The organism is Modestobacter sp. URMC 112 (genome assembly GCF_053502575.1).
Genome location: NZ_CP199957.1, coordinates 214423 through 236809, shown reverse-complemented (window position 1 = coordinate 236809; position 22387 = coordinate 214423). Strand labels below are relative to the sequence as shown.

Annotated in this window: 19 protein-coding genes; 8 read left to right on the top strand and 11 right to left on the bottom strand. The window is 74.8% G+C overall.

What is annotated here, in order from left to right:
• Window position 1 precedes the first annotated feature (1 nt).
• The 7 genes from ACWIX6_RS01080 to ACWIX6_RS01050 form a co-directional block, all read right to left on the bottom strand.
• The gene (locus ACWIX6_RS01080; protein ID WP_448614995.1) at window positions 2-505 is read right to left on the bottom strand and encodes a flavin reductase family protein; all 504 of its coding nucleotides are present in this window, start codon (window positions 503-505) and stop codon (window positions 2-4) included.
• Window positions 506-518: 13 nt separating this feature from the next.
• A complete protein-coding gene (locus ACWIX6_RS01075; protein ID WP_448614994.1) occupies window positions 519-1463 on the bottom strand; it encodes a hydroxymethylglutaryl-CoA lyase in 945 nt (314 codons plus the stop codon).
• 70 nt (window positions 1464-1533) lie between these two features.
• Window positions 1534-2631, bottom strand: coding sequence for a M20 family metallopeptidase (locus tag ACWIX6_RS01070; protein ID WP_448614993.1), 1098 nt, complete (start codon window positions 2629-2631; stop codon window positions 1534-1536).
• Complete coding sequence (locus ACWIX6_RS01065) at window positions 2628-2840, bottom strand: hypothetical protein (protein ID WP_448614992.1); 213 nt, start codon at window positions 2838-2840, stop codon at window positions 2628-2630. Before ACWIX6_RS01065 ends, ACWIX6_RS01070 begins: the two co-directional genes overlap by 4 nt.
• 33 nt (window positions 2841-2873) lie before the next feature.
• A complete protein-coding gene (locus ACWIX6_RS01060) occupies window positions 2874-5162 on the bottom strand; it encodes an MMPL family transporter (protein WP_448614991.1) in 2289 nt (762 codons plus the stop codon).
• A gap of 12 nt (window positions 5163-5174) precedes the next feature.
• Window positions 5175-5795: a TetR/AcrR family transcriptional regulator gene (locus ACWIX6_RS01055; RefSeq protein WP_448614990.1), complete on the bottom strand. Its 621-nt coding sequence runs from the start codon at window positions 5793-5795 to the stop codon at window positions 5175-5177.
• 52 nt (window positions 5796-5847) lie between these two features.
• Window positions 5848-7578, bottom strand: coding sequence for a glycerol-3-phosphate dehydrogenase/oxidase (locus ACWIX6_RS01050; RefSeq protein WP_448614989.1), 1731 nt, complete (start codon window positions 7576-7578; stop codon window positions 5848-5850).
• A gap of 109 nt (window positions 7579-7687) precedes the next feature.
• Here ACWIX6_RS01050 and ACWIX6_RS01045 point away from each other — a divergent pair, with 109 nt between their 5' ends.
• The 6 genes from ACWIX6_RS01045 to ACWIX6_RS01020 all read left to right on the top strand — a co-directional run bounded on the left by ACWIX6_RS01045 (window position 7688) and on the right by ACWIX6_RS01020 (window position 13533).
• Entirely contained in the window at window positions 7688-8449 is a 762-nt protein-coding gene (locus tag ACWIX6_RS01045) for an IclR family transcriptional regulator (RefSeq protein ID WP_448614988.1), read from the top strand.
• A complete protein-coding gene (gene glpK, locus ACWIX6_RS01040) occupies window positions 8446-9966 on the top strand; it encodes a glycerol kinase GlpK (RefSeq protein ID WP_448614987.1) in 1521 nt (506 codons plus the stop codon). The genes ACWIX6_RS01045 and glpK (ACWIX6_RS01040) overlap by 4 nt, the downstream gene beginning before the upstream one ends.
• 143 nt (window positions 9967-10109) lie before the next feature.
• Window positions 10110-10847 (top strand): MIP/aquaporin family protein, encoded by a 738-nt coding sequence (locus tag ACWIX6_RS01035; RefSeq protein WP_448614986.1) that lies wholly within the window; start codon window positions 10110-10112, stop codon window positions 10845-10847.
• A 43-nt stretch (window positions 10848-10890) separates the two neighbouring features.
• Entirely contained in the window at window positions 10891-12408 is a 1518-nt protein-coding gene (gene glpK, locus ACWIX6_RS01030) for a glycerol kinase GlpK (protein WP_448614985.1), read from the top strand.
• 209 nt (window positions 12409-12617) lie between these two features.
• Window positions 12618-12962, top strand: coding sequence for a PadR family transcriptional regulator (locus tag ACWIX6_RS01025; protein WP_448614984.1), 345 nt, complete (start codon window positions 12618-12620; stop codon window positions 12960-12962).
• A gap of 10 nt (window positions 12963-12972) precedes the next feature.
• On the top strand, window positions 12973-13533 hold the full coding sequence (locus ACWIX6_RS01020; protein ID WP_448614983.1) for a hypothetical protein: 561 nt from the start codon (window positions 12973-12975) through the stop codon (window positions 13531-13533).
• Here ACWIX6_RS01020 and pgm read toward each other — a convergent pair.
• Window positions 13523-15157 carry a phosphoglucomutase (alpha-D-glucose-1,6-bisphosphate-dependent) gene (gene pgm, locus ACWIX6_RS01015; protein ID WP_448614982.1) on the bottom strand — a complete coding sequence of 545 codons (1635 nt, stop codon included), beginning with the start codon at window positions 15155-15157 and terminating at the stop codon, window positions 13523-13525. The two genes, ACWIX6_RS01020 and pgm, sit on opposite strands and share 11 nt — an antisense overlap.
• A 76-nt stretch (window positions 15158-15233) precedes the next feature.
• Here pgm and ACWIX6_RS01010 point away from each other — a divergent pair, with 76 nt between their 5' ends.
• Window positions 15234-18512 carry a DEAD/DEAH box helicase gene (locus ACWIX6_RS01010; RefSeq protein ID WP_448614981.1) on the top strand — a complete coding sequence of 1093 codons (3279 nt, stop codon included), beginning with the start codon at window positions 15234-15236 and terminating at the stop codon, window positions 18510-18512.
• Between the two features lie 58 nt (window positions 18513-18570).
• Here ACWIX6_RS01010 and ACWIX6_RS01005 read toward each other — a convergent pair whose 3' ends face one another.
• Together ACWIX6_RS01005 and ACWIX6_RS01000 are read right to left on the bottom strand one after the other, a co-directional pair.
• Complete coding sequence (locus ACWIX6_RS01005) at window positions 18571-18984, bottom strand: DUF4190 domain-containing protein (protein WP_448614980.1); 414 nt, start codon at window positions 18982-18984, stop codon at window positions 18571-18573.
• An 88-nt stretch (window positions 18985-19072) separates the two neighbouring features.
• Window positions 19073-19915 (bottom strand): alpha/beta fold hydrolase, encoded by an 843-nt coding sequence (locus ACWIX6_RS01000; RefSeq protein WP_448614979.1) that lies wholly within the window; start codon window positions 19913-19915, stop codon window positions 19073-19075.
• 149 nt (window positions 19916-20064) lie between these two features.
• On the opposite strand from ACWIX6_RS01000, the gene ACWIX6_RS00995 reads away from it, so the two are divergent.
• Window positions 20065-21876 (top strand): helicase, encoded by a 1812-nt coding sequence (locus tag ACWIX6_RS00995; RefSeq protein WP_448614978.1) that lies wholly within the window; start codon window positions 20065-20067, stop codon window positions 21874-21876.
• Window position 21877: 1 nt separating this feature from the next.
• Here the strand turns inward: ACWIX6_RS00995 and ACWIX6_RS00990 are convergent, their stop codons facing one another.
• On the bottom strand, window positions 21878-22342 hold the full coding sequence (locus ACWIX6_RS00990; protein WP_448614977.1) for a GNAT family N-acetyltransferase: 465 nt from the start codon (window positions 22340-22342) through the stop codon (window positions 21878-21880).
• Window positions 22343-22387 lie beyond the last annotated feature (45 nt).

Sequence of the window (22387 nt, the reverse complement as noted above, 5' to 3'; positions counted from 1 at the left end):
GCTACAACTGCAGGCCGTAGCCACCGCGGTGGAACACCAGCGGGCTGCGCGCCGGGTCCGCGCCCAGGTCGAGGACCCGGGCGACGACGATGGTGTGGTCACCGCCGTCGTACTCGGCCCACAGCTCGCTGTCGATCCAGGCCACCACGCCGTCCAGCATCGGCGAGCCGTGCGGGCTGGGCGCCCAGGGCACCCCGGCGTACTTGTCGGTGCCCGACCGGGCGAAGGCCTGGGACAGCCCGCTCTGGTCCTCGGCCAGCACGTTGACGCAGAACCGGCCGGCCTCCCGCAGCCGCGGCCAGGTGGTGGAGGTGCGGGCCGGGGCGAAGGCGACCAGCGGCGGGTCCAGCGACAGGGAGCTGAAGGACTGGCAGGTGAAGCCGATCGGCCCCTCCGGCCCGATCGCGGTCACCACGGTCACCCCGGAGGCGAAGTGCCCCAGCACCTCGCGCATGACCCGGGGGTCGACCACGGGCGGGGGGACGTGCGCCTGCTCCGCGGTCACGGGCGGGGTCCGCTCACGCGGCGGGCTCGGCGACGGGGCCGCGGGGGGAGTTGCGCCCGCCGGCGCGGTACAGCGAGCTGGGCAGCGGGTGGCCGACGGCGCGCTCGGTGGCCGCGGCGGCGGTGAGGACGGCGTCCAGGTCCATCCCGGTGTCGACCCCGGCGTCGTCGAGCCAGTAGAGCAGCTCCTCGGTGGCGATGTTGCCGCTGGCGCCGGGCGCGAACGGGCAGCCGCCCAGCCCGCCCACCGAGGCGTCCAGCTGGGTCACCCCGGCCTGCAGCGCGACCAGCGCGTTGGCCTGGCCGGTGCCGCGGGTGTCGTGGAAGTGCACGCCCAGCGGGGTGCCCGGGCAGGTGCGACGGACGGCGTCGAGCAGCTGCACGACCCGCAGGGGCGTGGTGGTGCCGATGGTGTCGCCCAGGCACAGCGCGTCGGCACCGGCGGTCACCGCGGCCCGGGTCACGTCGACGGTGCGGGCGACCGGGGTCCGGCCGTCGAACGGGCAGTCCCAGGCGGTGGCCACGATGACCTCCAGCGAGCCGCCGGCTCCGTGGGCCAGAGCGGCGATGTCCCCGACCGCGGCCACCGCCCCCGCCGTCGGGCGCCCGGCGTTGGCCCGGCTGTGCGAGTCCGAGGCGGACACCACGTACTCCAGGTGCGCCATGCCGGCGTCCACCGCCCGCTGGGCTCCCCGCAGGTTCGCCACCAGGGCGGAGAAGTGCACCCCCTCGAACCGGTGCAGCTCGGCGGCCAGCTGGTCGGCGTCGGCGAGCGCCGGGACGGCCCGGGGCGACACGAACGACGTCACCTCGATCCGGCGCACCCCGGTGGCCACCAGCGCCTCCAGCATCGCCAGCTTCCCCGCCAGCGGCACCGGCTCCTCCAGCTGCAACCCGTCGCGCATGCCCACCTCGCGCACGTCGACGGCTCCTGGCAGCACCAGGTCGAAGTCGTTCACAGCACCCTCCCTCGTCGCCCCGCATGATGCCCCTCCCGGCGGACGGGTTCCACGTGGAACGGAACGCCGGTCAGCGAGGCCAGCGCGCCAGGACCTCGGTGAAGGCAGCGGCGGCCTGCTCCAGCTCAGCGACTTCGACGTACTCGTCGACGGCGTGCATCACCGCCGGGGTGCCCGGGCCCCACACGACGATCGGCGCGTCGCCCACGACCGGCCGCAGCACGGACGCGTCGGTGAAGTAGCTGGCCGGCCCGGGGCGGACGGCGGCGGGCAGGGCGGCCACCCAGGGGTCGTCCGCGGGGGTCTGGACGGCGGCCAGGTCGACCAGCACGTCGACGCCGGCGACCTCGGGCTGGGCCCGCCACCAGTCCAGCAGCGCACGGCCGTCGGTGACGGTGCGCTGGTCGACCACCACCTCGGCCCGGTCGGGGACCATGTTGGGCACGGTGCCGCCGGCGATGACGCCGGGGTTCCACGTCTCGCCGCCCAGGAAGGGGTCGCGACCCAGCGGCAGGCCGGCGCCGGCCCGCCCGAGGACGGCGACCAGGTCCAGGACGGCGTTGCGGCCCAGCTGCGGGGTGCTGCCGTGGGCGGCGACGCCCTCGGCGCGGACGGTGAGCCACAGCGCGCCCCGGTGCCCGAGGACCACCTGGTTGCCGGTCGCCTCGGGGACGACTACCGCGCCCACGGAGAGGCCCGCGACCGCGGCCGCGGCGGCCGCCGCGCCCTTCGAGCCGATCTCCTCGTCGCTGGTGAGCAGCAGCCCGACCGGCGTCTCCGGGTCGGCGGCGGCCAGCGCCGCGACCGAGGCCACCAGGCCGGCCTTCATGTCCGACCCGCCGCGGCCCCACACCCGGCCGTCCTCGAGGTCCGCGCCGAAGGGGTCGCGCTGCCAGCGGCCGGGGTCCGCGGCCGGCACCGTGTCGACGTGGCAGGCCAGCAGCAGCCGCGGGCGGGCCGGGTCCGTGGGGGTGCACAGCAGGGTCCACGGCTGGTCGGGGTCGTCGCCGTCGGTGCGCTGCAGGTGCGGCGCGGCCGACGCCAGCACCTCGGTGACGACGCCCAGCGCGTCGCGCTGGCCGGCCGCGTCGCCGGAGACGGTGCGCCGGCCGACCATCTCGCGGACCAGGCCGACGAGGTCCGGGCCGGTGGCGTCCGGGGCGGTCATGCCGGCCCGTACTGGCAGGCCTGGCAGAGGCCGGCGTCGTCCGGGACCTCCTCGGCGCCGACCACCCGGACCAGCGCGCCGCACAGCGCCGGCACGGGCTCGTGCGTCTGCTGGGCGGCGCGCCCGACGTCGCCCTCCACGGCGTGCAGCGGGCCCCTCCCGGTGCCCCCCGCGTCCTCGCGCACCTCGAACCCCACGACGTTCGGCATGCCGCCAGCCTGCCCGACCGGGGCCGGGCCCGGCTACGCGGGCTGCGGGGAGACCGGCTCCGGGACCCGCTCCTCGGCGACCGGTGCGCTGAGCTTCGCGCCCTCGACGTCCAGGTCGGGGAGCAGCCGGTCCAGCCAGCCAGGCAGCCACCAGGCCGACCGGCCCATCAGCGCCAGCAGCGCCGGGACCAGCGTCATCCGGACGACGAAGGCGTCGACCAGCACCCCCACGGCCAGACCGAAGGCGATCGCCTTGACGATCACGTCGTCGATGGTGACGAAGCTGGCGAACACGGAGAACATGATCAGCGCGGCCGCCACCACCACCCGCGCGGCGTGCCGCATCCCGGCCACCACGGAGGCCGTCGGGGCGCTGCCGTGCACGAACTCCTCGCGCATCCGGGACACCAGGAAGACCTCGTAGTCCATGGCCAGCCCGAACAGCACGGCCATCAGGATGATCGGCATGAAGCTGATCACCGGGCCGGTGGTCGGCACCCCGAACAGGCCGGACAGCCAGCCCCACTGGAAGACCGCGACGACCGCGCCGAACGAGGCACCCACCGAGAGCAGGAAGCCCAGCGCGGCCTTGACCGGCACCAGGACCGAGCGGAAGACCAGCAGCAGCAGGACCAGGGCGAGCCCGACGACGACGAGGGCGAAGGGCAGCAGCGCCCCGGCCAGCCGGTCGGAGACGTCGATCGCCACCGCGGTCTGGCCGGTCACCGCGACGTCCGCGCCGGTCTGCTGCTCCAACGCGGGGGCCAGCTCGCGGATGTCGCCGACCAGCTCGCTGGTGGCCTCGTCCTCGGGACCGCTGGCCGGCACGACCGAGACGATCGCCGTCGTCCCGCCGGGGAGCAGCTGCGGAGCGGCGTAGACGACGTCGTCCAGGCCGCCGGCGAACTCGCCCGGCGTGCCGGTCGGGACGCCGCCGATGGCCCCGGCCACCGCGCCGGCGGACTGCTGCGCCGTCGCCGGGTCCAGCCCGTCCACGAGCACCAGCAGCGGGCCGTTGAGGCCCGGGCCGAAGAACTCGCTGACCGCGTCGTAGGCCTGCCGCTCAGCGGTCTCCGGCGCCGCGGTGCCGTTGTCGGGCAGCGCCAGCCGCAGCTGCAGCGCCGGGACCGCCATCACCAGCAGGCCGACGACGGTCACCAGCACGACCAGCCCGGGACGGCGGGTGACGAACCGGCCCCAGCGGGCGCCGCCCGTGCTGGCCGACGCCTCGGCGTGCCGGGAGTGCTCGGCGTGCCGCCCGCGCCCGCCGCCGGAACCGGCCAGCGCCTGCTCCCGGCGGGCCCCCCGGGACCCCGGCCGCGGGGCCAGCCGGCCCCCGGCGAAGCCCAGCAGCGCCGGCAGCAGGGTGAGGGCCACCAGCACGGCGACCAGCACGGTCCCCGCGGCGCCCAGGCCCATCACGGTCAGGAAGGGGATGCCGACGACGGCCAGCCCGGACAGCGCGATGACGACGGTCAGCCCGGCGAAGACCACCGCGGACCCGGCCGTGCCGGTGGCCCGCCCGGCCGACTCCTCGGGGTCCATGCCCTCGACCAGCTGTGAGCGGTGCCGGGACAGGATGAACAGCGCGTAGTCGATGCCGACGGCCAGGCCGATCATCAGCGCCAGGGTGGGCGCGGTCGAGGACAGCGTGATGGCGCCGGAGACCGCCAGCAGGCCGCCCAGGCCGACGCCGATGCCGACCACGGCGGTCAGCAGGTTCATCCCGGCGGCCAGCAGCGACCCGAAGGTGAGCACCAGCACCAGCACCGCGACGGCGACCCCGACGAACTCCGTCGGGCCGATGTGGACCGCGGTCGTGCTGAAGGCGTTGCCGCCCACCTCCACCCGCAGGCCGGCGTCCTCGGCCGCCGCGGTGGAGGCCTGCAGCTGCTCCAGCGCGTCGGGCGCCAGGTCGATGGCCTCGGCGTCGTACTGCACGTTCGCCAGGGCGGCCCGGCCGTCGGGGCTGACCGCCTGGCTCCGGAACGGGTCGATCACGGCGCCGACCTGGTCGACCGCCCCGGCCGCGGCGACCGCCTCGGTGATGGCCGCGGCGTACTCCGGCTGGACGACCGACTCGCCTTCCGGGGCGATGAAGACGAGCTGGGCGCCGGCGCCGGCGGCGGCCGGGGACGCCTCCCGGAGCTGGTCCAGCGCGGCCTGGGACTCCGAGCCCGGGATGGTGAACTCGTCGTCGAACTGGCCGCCGACGGTGACCAGCACGGCCACCACGGCGGCCAGCACCACGGCCCAGGCGGCGGACACCAGGCCGCGGCGCCGGAAGCAGGCCCGGCCGAGCCGGTACAGCAGGGTGGACATCTCAGGTCTCCGTCACGGTCGGGGTGGGGTGGCCACGGCGCCCCGCAGCAGCAGGAGGAGCGCCGGGCGCTCGATCTCCGTCGTGGCGGGCTGGGAGAGGCCGAGCAGGCTGATCCCGTCGTGCAGGGCGACGACGGTGCGGGCGAGCTGGCCGGCGGGCACGGTCAGCTGCAGCCCCGCCTCCGCGGCGGCGCGCTCGATCAGCCCGGTGACCTGGCTGTCCAGCTCCTCGCGGTGCCGCTGCAGGAGCTCGGCGGCCTCGGGGTGGCGGGCGGCGTGCAGCGCGTACTCGGTGGCGACCAGGGTCCAGGTGCGGTCGGTGCGGAAGGCGCCCAGGCAGCGGTCGACCGCTGCCTGCACCGGGTCCGGCTCGTCGGCCAGCCCGGTGAGCTGCTCCTCGACGCGCGTCATCTCCCGGTCCAGCTCGCGGCTGAACAGGGCGGCGAACAGCTCGTCCTTGGTGCGGAAGCTGGAGTAGAAGGCGCCGCGGGTGAAGCCGCCGCGACTGCAGACGTCCTCGACGCTGGCCGCGGCGAAGCCCCGCTCGGCGAAGGTCTCCAGCGCCGCGTCGAGCAGCCGCTCGACGGTGACCTCCCGCCGCCGCTTGGGCCGGCCCCCGGCAGCGTCACTCACGATGCAGGACCGTATCCGATACATGTCTGTATCGGCGGTTCGGCCCCCTCGTTCAGTGCAGGGCGCGCCCCACGGCCAGTGCCCGGGTGTCCGGTGCGGCGACCCGCACGGCGTCGGCCTCCTGGTCGTCCGCCGCCTGCTGCGAGCGGCGCTCGGCCTCCACCCGGGCGGTGTAGCTGTCCACCTCGTTGGCGATCCGCTGCTCGTCCCAGCCCAGCACCCCGGCGACGGCCCGGGCCACCGGCTCGGCGCTGTCGACCCCGCGGTGGCTGGTCTCGATCGAGATGCGGGTGCGGCGGGCCAGCAGGTCGTCGAGGTGCAGCGCCGCCTCGTGCGAGGCCCCCCACACCATCTCGACCATCAGGTACTCCTCCGCGCCGGGCACCGGCTCCAGCAGCGAGCGGTCCTCGGCGGCCAGCGCCAGGACGTCGGGGGTCAGCGACCCGTACCGGTTGAGCAGGTGCTCGGCGTGGAACCGCGGGATGCCCCAGCGCTGGGCCAGCCCGTCGAGCTGGTTGACCATCGCGTGGTAGCCCTCGGCCCCCACCAGCGGCACGTTCTCGGTGACGCTCGGCGGCACCCGTCGGGTCACGTCCTCGACGACGGCGTCCACCGCGTCGGCGGCCATCGGCCGGTAGGTCGTGTACTTGCCGCCGGCGACGGCGATCACGCCCGGCGCCGGGCGGGCCACGGCGTGCTCGCGGGAGAGCTGGCTGGTGTCGGCGTTCTCGCCGGACAGCAGCGGGCGCAGCCCGGCGTAGACCCCGGTGATGTCGTCGTGGGTCAGCGGCACCGACAGGACCTCGTTGACGTGGTCCAGGACGTAGTCGATGTCGGCCCGGCTCGCCGCCGGGTGGGCCTTGTCGAGGTCCCAGTCGGTGTCGGTGGTCCCGACGATCCAGTGGCTGCCCCAGGGGATCACGAACAGCACCGACTTCTCGGTGCGCAGGATCAGCCCGGCCTCGCCGTTGATCCGGTCCCGCGGGACGACGATGTGCACGCCCTTGCTGGCCCGCACGTGGAAGCGGCCGCGGCCACCCAGCAGGGTCTGCAGGTCGTCGGTCCACACGCCGGTCGCGTTGACCACGACCTCGCTGCGGACGTCGACCTCCTCGCCGGTCTCCACGTTCCGCACCCGCACGCCCACCACCCGGCCGCCGGCCTTGGTGAAGGAGACGACCTCGGCGGAGTTCAGCACCGTGGCGCCGTAGTGCGCGGCGGTGCGGGCGACGGTGAGGGTGTGCCGCGCGTCGTCGGCCTGGGCGTCGAAGTAGCGGACGGCGCCGACCAGCGCGTCCCGCTTGAGGGCGGGGAACAGCTGCCGGGCCCCGGTGCGGGTCAGGTGCTTCTGGGCCGGCATCGGCTCGGACAGCGCGCCGAGCCGCGCCAGCCCGTCGTACAGCGCCAGGCCCGCGGTCACGTAGGGCCGCTCCCACACCCGGTGGGTCAGCGGGTAGAGGAAGGGCACCGGCTTGACCAGGTGCGGGGCGATCCGGGTGACGTTGAGGTCGCGCTCGTGCAGCGCCTCGCGGACCAGCCCGAAGTTCAGCTGCTCCAGGTACCGCAGCCCGCCGTGGAACAGCTTGGAGGAACGGGAGGAGGTGCCGCTGGCGAAGTCGCGGGCCTCGACCAGCGCCGTCTTGAGACCGCGGGTGGCCGCGTCCAGCGCGACCCCGGCGCCGGTCACCCCGCCACCGATGACGACGACCTCGAAGGACTGCTCGGCGAGCTCCGCCCAGGCACGGGCGCGCTGCTCGGGGCCGAGCGGGGGGACTGCGGTCATTCCGACACCTCCGGCGGGGACTGCTGTCACTCAACGGTAGGTGCGCCGGACGGCGGGCGTCGACGGACGACGTTCGACATGGTCGGACGGGAGACGTACCGTGCACGCCGTGCCGGGCAGCGTGCAGTCCGTCGAGCGGGCCGCGGCGATCCTGCACGCCATCGCCGGGTCGGGCGGCCAGATGGGGGTCACCGAGCTGGCCGGCGCGGTGGGCCTGCCGAAGACCACCGCCCACGGGCTGCTGCGCACGCTGCTGGCGGTCGGGTTCGTCGCCCAGGACCCAGGGTCGGGCCGGTACACACTGGGCGCCGGGCTGCTGCGGCTGGGCTCGCACTACCTGGACGCGAACGAGCTCCGTGCCCGGGCGTCGAACTGGACGGACTCGCTGGCCTCCCGCAGCGGGTGCGCCGTGCGGGTGGGCACGCTGGCCGGCCCGAAGGTCCTCGTCGTCCACCACGTCTTCCGGCCCGACGACTCCGCCCAGGAGCTGGAGGTCGGCGGGCTGCTCCCGGTGCACGCGAGCGCGCTGGGCAAGGTGCTGCTCGCCACCGGGCCGGCCCAGCCCCAGCCGGCGGGCGGTGCTCCGCTGGAGTCCTTCACCCCGGCCACCCGCACCGACCCCGCGGTGCTGGCCGCCGAGCTGCGGGCCGTCCGGGCCCGTGGCTGGGCGAGCCAGCGCGAGGAGCACCGGCAGGGGGTGGCCGCCCTGGCCGCCCCGGTGCGCGGGGCGGGCGGGCTCGTGGTGTGCGCCCTCGGGGTGAGCGGCACCGTGGAGACCGTGCTCACCCCGGCCGGCGAGCCGCGCCCGGCGCTGCTCGGCATGGTGCTCGACGCGGCCGCGGCCGTCTCCCGGGAGCTGGGCCGGCCGTGACCGAGCGCTACGTGCTGGCCATCGACCAGGGCACCACGTCGACCCGGTCCATCGTCTTCGACCGGGGTGGCCGGCTGATCGCCGTCCGGCAGCGGGAGCACCGGCAGTACTTCCCGCGGCCCGGCTGGGTGGAGCACGACCCGGAGGAGCTGTGGGCCAACACGCAGCTCACCGCGGCCCAGGTGCTGCGCGACGTCACCGCCGGGGCGGGCGAGGTGGTCGCGCTGGGCATCGCCAACCAGCGCGAGACGACGGTGGTGTGGGAGCGGGCCACCGGCCGGCCGGTGCTGCGGGCCCTGGTCTGGCAGGACACCCGGACCGGCCCGCTGGTCGAGCGGCTGTCCGCGCAGCCCGGCGCCGAGCTGGTGCGCGAGCGGACCGGGCTGGAGATCGCCGGCTACTTCGCCGGCCCGCGGCTGCGCTGGATCCTGGACACGCTGCCCCGGGCCCGGGAGCGCGCGGAGCGGGGCGAGCTGCTGTTCGGGACGATGGAGAGCTGGCTGGTCTGGAACCTCACCGGCGGCCCGGCGGGCGGCGTCCACGTCACCGACGTCACCAACGCCAGCCGCACCCTGCTGATGGACGTGCGCACCTGCCGCTGGGACCCCGACCTGCTGGAGTTCTTCGACGTGCCCGCCGCGATGCTGCCGGAGATCCGGCCGTCGGTGGGGGTGCTGGGCCGGACCTCGGCGCTGCCGGTCGACATGCCCATCGGCGGGGCTCTCGGTGACCAGCAGGCCGCGCTGTTCGGGCAGACCTGCTTCAGCCCCGGCGAGGCGAAGTGCACCTACGGCACCGGCAGCTTCCTGCTGCAGAACACCGGCACCGACCTGGTGCGCTCGCACAACGGGCTGATCAGCACCGTCGCCTACCAGCTGGCCGGGGAGGACGTGCACTACGCCCTGGAGGGGTCGATCGCGGTCACCGGCGCCCTGGTGCAGTGGCTGCGCGACAGCCTGGGCCTGATCGCCTCGGCCCCGGAGGTGGAGACCCTCGCCCGCACGGTGGCCGACAACGGCGGGTGCTACGTCGTCCCCGCCTTCTCCGGGCTGCTCGCCCCGCACTGGGAGGGCGAGGCCCGCGGGATCGTCGCCGGCCTCACCTCCTACGTCACCAAGGGCCACCTCGCCCGGGCGGCGCTGGAGGCCACCGGCTGGCAGACCCGGGACGTGGTGCGCGCGATGGACGCCGACTCCGGCCTGCCGCTCGCCGCGCTGCGGGTCGACGGCGGGATGACCACCAACAACCTGCTCATGCAGTTCGTGGCCGACGCGCTGGGCAGCCCGGTCGTGCGCCCGATGGTGGGCGAGACGGTCTCGCTGGGGGCGGCCTACGCCGCGGGGCTGGCCGTGGGCGTCTGGTCGGACACCGAGGCGCTGCGCCGCAACTGGCACCGCTCGGCCCAGTGGTCGCCGCGGCCGGCGCGGGTGGCCGAGCTGGACGCGGAGTACCCGTGCTGGTCCCGCGCCGTCGAGCTGAGCATCGCCTGGGGCCGGCCGGGTCTGCCCCGGCCCTGACCGGCAAACGTCCTACATCGTCGTACGCACACCGTTGTCGCACCCGGCGAGTGTGAATACGGTCACGCCGCACAGCGCCGTCCCGGATCCCACAGGGTCCGGTCCGGCGCACACCCGCCTTCCCCGACGACGAGGAGCACCGCGTGGAGCAGACCAGCTTGTGGACCGTCTTCGGCAGCGAGGTGGTCGGGACGGCGGTCCTGATCCTGCTCGGTGTCGGTGTCGTCGCGAACGTCGTACTGGCCAAGACCCTCGGCAACGGTGGCGGCTGGCTCCTGATCAACTTCGGCTGGGGCATCGCCGTCTTCTGCGGGGTCTACGCCGGCGCCAGCTCCGGGGCGCACCTCAACCCCGCCGTCACGATGGGGCTGGCGACGAGCGGCGCCGACGAGTACGCCCCCGGCGTGCCCATCTCCCTGAGCTCCACGCTGGTCTACGTGGTCGCCCAGCTGCTCGGTGCCTTCATCGGTGCCGTGCTGGCCTGGATCGCCTACCGCCGCCACTACAACGAGGACCGGGAGCCCGGCCTGGAGCTCGGCACCTTCTCCACCGGCCCGGCGATCAACAGCCCGCTGGACAACGTGCTGACCGAGCTGATCGGCACCTTCGTGCTCGTCTACATCATCCTGCGCTTCGGGGACACCCCCGGCGAGCTCGGCCCGCTGGCCGTCGCGTTGCTGGTGGTCGGCATCGGCGCCTCCCTCGGTGGGCCGACCGGCTACGCCATCAACCCCGCACGCGACCTCGGTCCCCGCATCGCCCACGCCGTGCTCCCCATCCCGCGCAAGGGCGGCAGCAACTGGGGCTACTCCTGGGTGCCGATCGTCGGCCCGCTGATCGGCGGCGCGCTGGCCGGTCTCTTCTCGCAGGTCCCCATCTGATCGCCCCCGACGTCCGGTCGACTCCCAACCGAGAGGAACTCCTGTGAGCCAGTACGTCGCCGCCATCGACCAGGGCACCACGAGCACCCGGTGCATGCTGTTCGACCACGACGGGGCAGTGGTCTCCGTCGGCCAGAAGGAGCACCAGCAGATTTTCCCGCGGGCCGGCTGGGTCGAGCACGACCCGATGGAGATCTGGGCCAACACCCGGGAGGTGGTCGGCCAGGCCCTGGCGCGGGGCAACGTCGGCACCTCCGACGTCGTCGCCGTGGGCATCACCAACCAGCGTGAGACGACCGTCGTCTGGGACAAGAACACCGGCCGGCCGGTCTACAACGCGATCGTCTGGCAGGACACCCGCACCTCGGCGATCGTCGAGCAGCTCGGCGCGCTGGGTGGCGGGGCCGACCGCTACAAGGACCGGGTCGGGCTGCCGCTGGCCACCTACTTCGCCGGCCCCAAGGTCCGCTGGATCCTGGACAACGTCGACGGCGCCCGCGAGGCCGCCGAGCGCGGTGACCTGCTGATGGGCACCATCGACAGCTGGCTGATCTGGAACATGACCGGCGGGGCCGACGGCGGGCTGCACCTCACCGACGTCTCCAACGCCTCGCGGACCATGCTGATGGACTACCGCACCCTGGCCTGGGACTCCTCCATCGCGGAGGAGATGGGCATCCCGATGTCCATGCTCCCCGAGATCCGGTCCAACTCCGAGGTGTACGGCCAGGGCCGGGCCGCCGGCTTCCTCGCCGGGGTGCCGATCGCCGGTTCCCTGGGCGACCAGCAGGCGGCCACCTTCGGCCAGGTCTGCTTCACCAAGGGCATGGCCAAGAACACCTACGGCACCGGCAACTTCATGCTGCTCAACACCGGCGAGGAGGCGGTGCCCTCGCAGAACGGGCTGCTGACGACGCTGTGCTACCAGCTCGGCGACGCCAAGCCGGTGTACGCCCTCGAGGGCTCGATCGCCGTGACCGGCTCGCTGGTGCAGTGGGTCCGGGACAACCTGAAGATGATCTCCAGCGCGCCGGAGATCGAGACGCTGGCCCGCGAGGTCGAGGACAACGGCGGCTCGTACTTCGTGCCCGCCTTCTCCGGGCTGTTCGCGCCGCACTGGCGCGCCGACGCTCGCGGCGCCGTGGTCGGCCTGACCCGGTTCGTCAACCGCGGCCACCTGGCCCGCGCCGTCCTGGAGGCGACCGCGTACCAGACGCGGGAGGTGCTCGACGCCATGAACGCCGACTCGGGGGTCGACCTGACCGAGCTGCGGGTGGACGGCGGCATGGTGGGCAACGAGCTGCTGATGCAGTTCCAGGCCGACATCCTCGACGTCCCGGTGATCCGCCCGAAGATCGCCGAGACCACCGCCCTGGGCGCGGCCTACGCGGCGGGCCTCGCGGTGGGCTTCTGGTCCGACCTGGACGAGCTCACCGCGAAGTGGGCCGAGGACAAGCGCTGGGAGCCGCAGATGGCCGCCGACGAGCGCGAGCGGTACTACCGCAACTGGCAGAAGGCCGTCACCAAGTCGCTCGACTGGGTCGACGAGGACGTGTCGTGACACCGTCGTCCTCGCGGACGACACCGCGGCCAGGTGCCCTGCCGCACCTGCGCTGAGCTGTTCCCTGCGATCCCGGCGGAGGGCCTGCGGCCTTCGCGCCGGGATCGCAGACGGCCTGCCGGCCGGAGTCCGTACTCGTCCCCACCTTCCAGGGTGACCCACCGCGCAGTAGCTTGTGTGGCTGACTAGTCAGCCGTACTGTCTACCCCGTGACGGAGGAGCGCTGGCCCGGCGAGTGGATGCGCGGCGTGCTGTCGCTGTGCGTCCTGCGGGTCGTCGCCGACGGGCCGACCTACGGGTACGCGATCGCCGCGCGGCTGGCCGAGGCCGGGCTGGGCGCGGTCAAGGGCGGCACCCTCTACCCGATCCTCACCCGCCTGGAGGCCGACGGGCTGGTGACGTCGTCCTGGGAGGCCGGCGACGGCGGCCCGGGCCGGAAGTTCTTCACGCTCACCGGCGCCGGGGCCGCGGCCCTGGAGGAGCGCACCGAGCAGTGGCACGCCTTCACCCAGCGGGCGGCCGCCCTGCTGTCGTCCCCGCACGTCCCCGCCTGAGGAGGCTCCCGTGCAGAACCCGCTGACCAGCACCGACCAGACCTGGTGCGAGGACCTCCTCCTGGCGCTGCGGGCCCGGGACGTGCCCGGCGCCCCGATCGGCGAGGTCCTCGCCGAGGTGCAGAGCCACCTGGCCGAGACCGGGGAGGACCCCCGCGAGGCCTTCGGCACGCCGAAGGAGTACGCCGACCGGGTCGCCGGCGCCCTCGGCATCACCCCGGTCGGGGTCTGGGGCCACCTGCGCCGGACCGAGCGCGGCGACCTCTTCCTGGCGGTCGTGTTCGGCCTGAGCAGCTACCTGCTGGCCGACGCCCTCTGGTCCCTCGGTGCGGGCGAGGAGGCGACCCTGGGGCTGCCCACCTGGGTCGCCGTGCCGGTCGCCGTCCTGCTGCTGGCCGCCGGGGTGACCCGGCTGGTGTCGAAGGTGCGGCGGGATCCCGGGGACCCGGTCGTCGACCCGCGCACCGGCCGCGACATGGTCACCTTCGGCCCGTGGCGGCTCGCGCTGCTGGCCGCCCTCCCGGTGGTGGCCCTGGCCGGGATGCTGCTCGGCGGCCACCTCACGAGGTGAGCGCGGCGGAGACGACCGCCTTCGCCTCCTGCTGCACCTGGGCGAGGTGCTCCGGGCCGCGGAAGGACTCCGCGTAGACCTTGTAGACGTCCTCGGTCCCCGAGGGCCGGGCGGCGAACCAGGCGTTCTCCGTGGTCACCTTCAGTCCTCCGATGGAGGCGTCGTTGCCCGGCGCCCGGGTGAGCTTCGCGGTGATCGGCTCGCCGGCCAGCTCGGTCGCGGCGACCGCCTCGGGGGACAGCTTGCCCAGCCTCGCCTTCTCCTCCCGGGTGGCCGCGGCGTCGACCCGGGCGTAGGCGGACTCGCCGAACCGTTCCGTCAGTGACGCGTGCAGCTGGGAGGGCGAGCTGCCCGTGACGGCCTGGATCTCGCTGGCCAGCAGGGCCAGCAGGACGCCGTCCTTGTCCGTCGTCCACACGCTGCCGTCGCGCCGCAGGAACGACGCCCCGGCCGACTCCTCGCCGCCGAACCCGACCGACCCGTCGAGCAGGCCCGGCACGAACCACTTGAAACCGACCGGCACCTCCACCAGCCGCCGGCCGAGGTCGGCGACGACCCGGTCGATCAGCGAGCTGGACACCAGCGTCTTGCCCACCGCCGTCCCCGCGGACCACTCGGGTCGGTGGCTGAACAGGTAGGAGATGGCCACGGCCAGGAAGTGGTTGGGGTTCATCAGGCCGCCGTCGGGGGTGACGATGCCGTGCCGGTCGGCGTCGGCGTCGTTGCCGGTGGCGATCTGGTAGTCGTCCTTGGCGCCGATCAGCGAGGCCATCGCGGACGGCGAGGAGCAGTCCATCCGGATCCTGCCGTCCCAGTCCAGCGTCATGAAGCGCCAGGTCGGGTCGACCAGCGGGTTGACCACGGTCAGGTCGAGGCGGTGCCGCTCGGCGATCGCGCCCCAGTAGTCGACGCTGGCGCCGCCGAGCGGGTCGGCACCGATCCGCACCCCCGCCTCCCGGACGGCGTCCAGGTCGAGCACCGTCGGCAGGTCGTCGACGTAGCTGCCGAGGAAGTCGTAGGACTGCGCGGCCGCCCGGGCGCGGGCGAACGGGACCCGCCGGACGCCGTCCAGCCCGGCGGCGAGCAGCTCGTTGGCGCGGCCGGCGATCCAGCCGGTGGCGTCGGTGTCGGCCGGGCCGCCGCTGGGCGGGTTGTACTTGAAGCCGCCGTCGCGGGGCGGGTTGTGCGACGGAGTAACGACGATGCCGTCGGCCAGCCCACTGCTCCTGCCCCGGTTCGCGGTCAGGATCGCGTGGCTCACCGCCGGGGTGGGGGTGTAGCGGTCGGCGGAGTCGACCAGCACGGTCACGTCGTTGGCGGCCAGCACCTCCAGCGCGCTCACCCAGGCCGGCTCGGACAGGCCGTGGGTGTCCCGGCCGACGAACAGCGGCCCGTCGTAGTCCTGGCCGGCCCGGTACTCGCAGATGGCCTGCGTGGTCGCCAGGATGTGCGCCTCGTTGAAGGCGCCGTCCAGGGAGGACCCGCGGTGCCCGGACGTGCCGAACGCGACCTGCTGCGCCGGGTCGGCGAGATCGGGCTCGAGGGCGTAGTACGCCGTCACCAGGTGCGGGACGTCGACGAGGTCGGCGGGCTGCGCGGGCTGGCCGGCGCGCGTGCTGCTCATGGCCTGATCCTGGCCCGGCGCCCGGCGCCGGCGCGAGCCGGACGGAGCTGTCGGTCCCCGCCCGTAGCCTGGGCGGGTGCTCGGCGACTGGCAGGAGATGGTCACCGACGCGGCGCTGACCGACGCCGTCGGGCCGGAGGTCCTCGAGCGGGCCCGCCCCTACGTGCCCCGCAACGTCCTCGACGTCCGGCTGGCCGACGACGCGCGCCGGCTGACCGGGCTGGTCCAGGGCGCGGCGCCGGCGCCCTACCGGACCACCGTGGTGCGCACCGACGGCGGCCGGGTCGGCTGGGCCGCCGCGTGCACGTGCCCGGTGGGCGACGACTGCAAGCACGCCGTCGCCGTCCTGCTGTCGCTGCGGCCGGTCATCCGGTCCGCACCGGGCGGCTCCCGCCCGACCACGCGCGGCTGGGAACAGGAGCTCGAGGAGCTGGTGGCCGCCGCCGGCGAGCGGGCAGCGCACGCCACGGTGCCGATCGGGCTGCAGTTCGAGGTGGTCGACCCGGGGCCCGGCCGGGGGCGGGCCTCGGTCGGCTCGCCGGGGGTGCGGCAGCGGCTGGTGCGGCTGCGGCCGGTGGTCCCCGGCAAGCGGGGCCAGTGGGTGCGCACCGGGGTGTCCTGGCGGCAGCTGCAGTACGACAACGCCCGGGCCGGCTGGGACCCGGCGCACCTGGCGTCGATGCGCGCGCTCCACGCCACCCACCAGGCGGCGCGGAACCAGTACTACAACTACGCCCCGGTCGACGTGTACCTGCACGAGTTCGGCCCCGGCCTCTGGCGGCTGCTCGCCGAGGCGGTCGCGGACGGCGTCCCGCTGGTGACCGCCGACCGGCCCGCCCGGCCGGTGGTCCTCGCGCCGGCGCAGGCCGAGGTGGCCCTGGACCTCCGCCGGGACGGCGACCGCACCGAGGTCCACGCCGTCCTGCGGCTGGACGGGCGCACGGTCGACCCGGACCGGTTGTCCTTCCTCGGCACGCCCCCGCACGGGGTCACCCTGGACGGGACCGGCACCGCTGACGACGTCCCGGCCCTGGTGCTGGCCCGCCTCGACCGGCCGGCGCCGCCGACACTGGCCGGCCAGGTGGCGCGCGGGACGCCCATCGCCATCCCGGCCACAGACGTCGACCGGTTCCTGCGCGACTGGTACCCCGGACTGCGGCAGGCGGTCCCGGTCATCTCGGCCGACGGCTCGGTGGAGCTGCCGGACGTCGTCCCGCCGCGGCTCGCCGTCGAGGCCCGCTACCCCGGCGACGGAGGCGTGTGCGTGGCCTGGTCGGTGCGCTACGGCCCGGGCCGGTCGTTCCCCCCGGCCAGCGCGGACGAGGTGGCCGCCCCGGGCTCGGCGCGTGACCTGGCCGCCGAGCAGCAGCTGGTGGAGGCCCTGCCCGGCCCCGTCGGCGGGCTCCCCGAGCTCTGGACGCCCGAGCGGGAGCTGGCGGCCACCGCCGAGCTGACCGGCATGGAGGCGCTGGAGTTCACCACGGAGGTGCTCCCCGCGCTGCGCGCGGACCCCGACGTCGAGGTGACGGTGGTGGGCACCCCTCCGGCGTACCGGCAGACGACGTCGGCCCCGCAGATCAGCTTCACCACCCGGGACAGCCGCGAGTCCGACTGGTTCGACCTCGGGGTCACCGTGACCATGGACGGCCAGCACGTGCCGTTCGCCACCCTGTTCTCGGCGCTCGCGGCCGGGCGGACCCGGCTGGTCCTGCTCAGCGGCACCTGGTTCTCCCTGCAACGGCCGGAGTTCGAGCAGCTGCGGCTGCTGATCGAGGAGGCCCGGGCGCTGCAGGACGTCCCCGGCGACGGCGTCAAGGTCAGCCGCTTCCAGGCCGGGCTGTGGGAACAGTTGCTGGGCCTGGGGGTGGTCGAGGAGCAGAGCGAGCGCTGGACCCGCGAGGTGCGCGGGCTGCTCGACGCCGAGCACGCCGAGCCGCCGCCGGCCCCGGCCGGGCTGGCCGCCGAGCTCCGGCCCTACCAGCGGGAGGGCTACGGCTGGCTGACCTTCCTGTGGGACCACCGGCTGGGCGGCGTGCTCGCCGACGACATGGGGCTGGGCAAGACCCTGCAGACCCTCGCCCTGCTCTGCCGGGCGCAGGAGGCCGGCGAGCTGGACGAGGCGCCGGTGCTGGTGGTGGCACCGACCAGCGTGGTGTCCACCTGGGCGCGGGAGGCGGCCCGGTTCACGCCGGGGCTGCGGGTGGTGACCGTGACCGAGACCGAGCGGAAGCGGAGGTCACCGCTGGCCGGACAGGTCGCCGGCGCGCACGTCGTCCTCACCTCCTACGCGCTGTTCCGGATCGACGCCTCGGCGTGGGCCGGGCTGCCGTGGCGTGGGCTGGTGCTGGACGAGGCGCAGTTCGTGAAGAACCACCAGGCCCGCACCTACCAGTGCGCCCGCCGGCTGGACGCACCGTTCAAGCTGGCGCTCACCGGGACGCCGCTGGAGAACAGCGTGATGGACCTCTGGGCCCTGATGTCCATCGTCGCGCCCGGGCTCTTCCCCGACCCGCAGCGGTTCACCGAGGCCTACCGCATCCCGATCGAGCGGGACGGCGACGCGGCGCGGCTGGCGGTGCTGCGCCGGCGGATCCGGCCGCTGGTGCGCCGGCGCACCAAGGAGCTGGTCGCCGCCGACCTGCCGCCCAAGCAGGAGCAGGTGCTCGAGGTGGTGCTCAACCCGCGGCACGAGAAGCTGTACCAGACCCATCTGCAGCGGGAGCGGGGCAAGGTCCTCGGCCTGGTCGAGGACATGTCGAAGAACCGGATGACGATCTTCCGGTCGCTGACCCTGCTGCGGCAGCTCAGCCTGGACCCGGCCCTCGTCGACCCCGACTACGCCGACGTCCGGTCCAGCAAGGCCGACGCGTTCCTGGAGCACCTGCGCGAGGTCGTCGCGGAAGGGCACCGGGTGCTGGTGTTCAGCCAGTTCACCCGGTTCCTGCGGAGCATCCGCGACCGGCTGGACGCCGAGGGCCTGGGCTGGGTGTACCTGGACGGGCGCACCCGGGACCGGGACGCCCGGATCGAGGAGTTCCGCACCGGCACCGCCCCGGTCTTCCTGATCAGCCTCAAGGCCGGCGGCTTCGGCCTGACGCTCACCGAGGCCGACTACGTCTTCGTGCTCGACCCGTGGTGGAACCCGGCCAGTGAGGCGCAGGCGGTCGACCGCGCGCACCGGATCGGCCAGCACCGGACCGTGATCGTCTACCGGCTGGTCGCCGTGGGCACCATTGAGGAGAAGGTGATGGAGCTCAAGGCGCGGAAACAGGCGCTCTTCTCCCAGGTCGTCGACGACGGCGCGCTCGCCTCCGGTGCACTCACCGCCGACGACGTCCGGGGCCTGTTCGGCTGACGGTCACCGCGGTCGGGCGGCGCAGTCGTCCGCCGGTCGGACTCGGGGCCGCCGTCCCTCAGACGCCGGACGAGACGCCCGCGGCCAGGCCGAACACGAGGACGGCGGCGAGGATGCCCACGCCGATCCAGCCCAGGACGATGCCGGCCGTGGCCATGCCGCCGCCGGCCTCACCGCGCTCCTGGATCTGCTTCTTGGCGACGTAGCCGAAGACCAGCGCGAGGATGCTGCCGATCCAGTACAGCCAGAGGATGCCCAGCACCATGGAGGCGATGGCCATGCCGTTGGTGCGCTGCGGCGGCGCGTACGGGTAGGGGTACGGCTGCCCGTACTGCTGGGGCTGGCCGTACGGGGGCTGGCCGTACGGGGGCTGGCCGTACTGCCCGTACTGGGGCTGCCCGTACGGGGGCTGGCCGGAGGGCCGGCCCTGGTCGTCGGTGCCCGGGTGCTGCGGCCCGCTGTCGTGCGTCATCTGTCGTCCCCCGTCGTCGCCGGCTCCGGCGGAACAGTACGAGCCCGACGGAGGGGCCGACCAGCGCCGACACCCCGGCCGGGTGAGGTCAGCCCTCCACCGAGACGAGGAACCGGCGCAGCGTCTCCAGGAAGACCTCGGGCTGCTCGGAGTGCACCCAGTGGCCGGCGTGCTTGACCCGCACCAGCCGGGTGGCCGGGAACAGCTCGTCCATCCGGGCCCGGTCCCGGTCCAGCACGTAGGTCGAGCCGGCGCCGGCGATCCACAGCACCGGGCCGTCGAAGGTGGCGCCGGGCGGCGGGTCGGGGAAGCGGCGCAGCTCCCCCAGGTCGCGGGCGAGGGTGTCCAGGTTCAGCCGCCACCGCCAGCCGCCGTCGGCGCCGACGCCGTCCCGGACCAGGCTCTGCAGCAGGAAGGCGCGCACCATGTCGCTGGGAACGGCGCTGCGCAGCGCCGCGTCCGCCTCCTCCCGGCCGGCCAGTCCGGTCAGGTCGATCTGCTGCATGGCGGCGATGAACGCCGCGAACGGGGAGGCCTCCTCGTCCGGGTCGTCGGTGCGCCCACCGGTCTCCGGGTAGTCGGTCGGGGCGATGTCGACGACGACGAGCGCCCGCAGCAGCTCGGGACGCCGCAGCGCCAGCTGCATCGCCACCTTGCCGCCCATCGAGTGCCCGACCAGGGTCACCGGCTCCCCGAACGACTCGAGCTCGGCGGCCACCAGCTCAGCCATGTCCAGGTAGTCCACCCGGTCGGTCCAAGGGGAGTGCCCGTGGTTGGGGAGGTCCAGCAGGGTGACCCGGCGGCCCTCCTCGGCCAGCCGGCGGGCGATCGTCGTCCAGTTCCGGCCCTGGCCGAAGAGTCCGTGGACGAAGACCACCCGGGGGCCGGCGTCGCCGATCGTGCGGGCTGCCAGCTGGATCGCCTCGGTCATGGGGGTGATCCCACCAGACGCAGCGAGCGCCGTGGCCGGGTCGACACCGGACCGCCCTCCGGGGTGTCGGACACCGCGACCGTCGGACCCGGCCCGCAGACTCCAGGACGGCCCCGCCGACCGGCGGCGTCCTGGAGGAGGGACCGACCATGCCCGGACGCCGTCGGCGTGCCACCCCCGCACGCCGGACGACTCCCGCCGGGACGGCGACCACCGCCACGGCCGCGCCCCGCAGGCCCGCACCGAAGAAGGCCGCACCGAAGAAGGCCGCACCGAAGAAGGCCGCACCGAAGAAGGCCGCACCGGCGAAGGGCGCACCCGAGCTGCCGGTCGCCGGACCGGGGGAGCGGGTCTGGGTGCTCGCGGTGCCCTTCCGCGCTCCCGCGCCGGGCGCGAGCTGGCACGCCGGGCTGCAGGCCCACGTGTACGTCGGCGCCACGCTGCCCGCAGCCCTGCGCCCGTACGAGCCCGGCCCGTACACATTCGAGCGCTTCCTCGAGGACGAGCTGAACGACGAGCCGCGGCCGGTGGCGGCGGGGCGACCGATGCAGCCGCGGGCGGAGCAGCGGACCGGCGCGGCGGCGATCGCGGCCTCCGCGGCCGCCGGCAGCCGGATGTTCCTGCTCGGCGACGACCCGGGGGTCGGCAAGACCGGGACCGCCGTCCTGGCGGTGCAGCAGATCGCCCAGCAGCGGGCCGGCAGCGCCCGGCCGGTGCGCACCGTGCTGGTCGTCGCCGACCGGCCCGCGGCGATCACCGTGCCGCACTGGACGCGGTCGATCGCCGCGTTCGGCGACGGCGGACTGCGCTGGTGCGTCACCACCTGGGACCGGCTGGGCAAGGTCGCCGGGCTCCGCTTCGACGTCGTCGTCGCCGACGAGGCGCACATGGTGCGGCACACCACCACCCAGCGCTGGAAGCACTGGAAGGCGGTGTCCGGTGCCGGCCGGGTGAAGGACGCCCCGTTCGTGCTGCTGGCCACCGCCACGCCCGCGCACAGCCCGCTGGAGCTCCCCTACCTGGCCCCGCACTTCGCCGCCGTCCACGACGAGCCGCTGCGCGCCTGGTCCGACCTGCCCGCCCGGCTGGCCGCGCACGGGTTCCACGTGGAACGTGGCCGGTACGGCTGGCAGTGGACCGAGGACGCCGACGAGCGCCGCGCGGACCTCTCCCGGCTGCGCGGCTGGCTGGCCAACACCGACCCGCCGGCCACCTTGCACCGCCCGGCGCCCTGGGGGCCGGTCTCGGTGACCGGCACCGCGGTGGAGCTGACCCCGGCCGAGCGCGCGCAGTACGAGGCCGAGTGGTCGGAGTTCCGCGCCGAGATGCAGCTGGCCCGGCGGAAGAAGGAGACCGCGCGCGGGCGGGCGGCTCTCATGCGGTTCCGGCAGAAGGCCGGGCTGATCCGGGCGGCGGCCACCGTCGACTGGGTGAAGGCCCAGGTCGAGGCCGACCGGCAGGTGGCGGTGTCGGTCGAGTTCGTGGAGACCGCCGCCGACCCGATCCGGGAGGCGCTGCTGGACGGCGGCGTCGCGGTCGCCGGGATCTACGGGCGTGACCGGTTCGACGTGGAGGCCGAGCGGCTGCGCTTCCAGACCGGCGAGGCGCCGGTGTGCGTGTTCACCGTGACCGCGTCGATCAGCCTGCACGCCGGGGAGCTGCTGCCCGGCGGCGGGACGGCGTCCTCGACGCCGCGGGTCGGGCTGTTCCACCAGCCGCGGTTCTCCGGGATCGCCGCCCGCCAGGTCACCGGCCGCACGCACCGGGACCACCAGGTGTCGCCCTGGCGGATCGCCTACGCCGCCGACACCGTGGAGGAGCAGGTCGCCCGGGTCATGGTGGAGCGGCTGGCCGTCACCGGGTCCACGGCCGGCGGGGACACCGCCGGCCTGCGGGAGATCGCCGAGCTGCTCGACGCCGACTGGCTGCCGGCCACCTCGCTGACCGGCGGGGACTGCTGACTCAGGCCGCTGGCAGTCGCATCGGCAGGTGCGGGATGCCGTCCTCGAGGTAGTCCGGTCCGGAACGGCGGAACCCGAACCGCTCGTACCAGTGCTCCAGGTACGCCTGGGCCCCGATGTCGATCGTCCGGCCCTCGCACAGCTCGATGCCCCGCCGCACCAGCAGCGCGGACAACCCCCGACCCCGGGCGGAGGACGCGGTGGCGACCCGGCCGATGGCCCGGTCCTCCCCGTTCTCCAGCACCCGGATGGTGGCCAGCACGTCCCCTCCGGTGCCGCTGCCGGTGCGGTCGTCGGCGACCCACAGGTGGACGGTGCCGGGCTCGGCGTCGCGGCCGTCCAGCTCGGGGTAGGGGCAGTTCTGCTCGACGACGAAGACGTCGACGCGCAGCCGGAGCAGGCCGTACAGCTCCGCTGGGGTCAGCTCGGCGAAGCGCGCCTGACGGATGGGAGGTGCCTCGGTCACCGGTTGATCGTCCCTGGCCTCCCCAGCGGGAGATCCGCCGGGCCC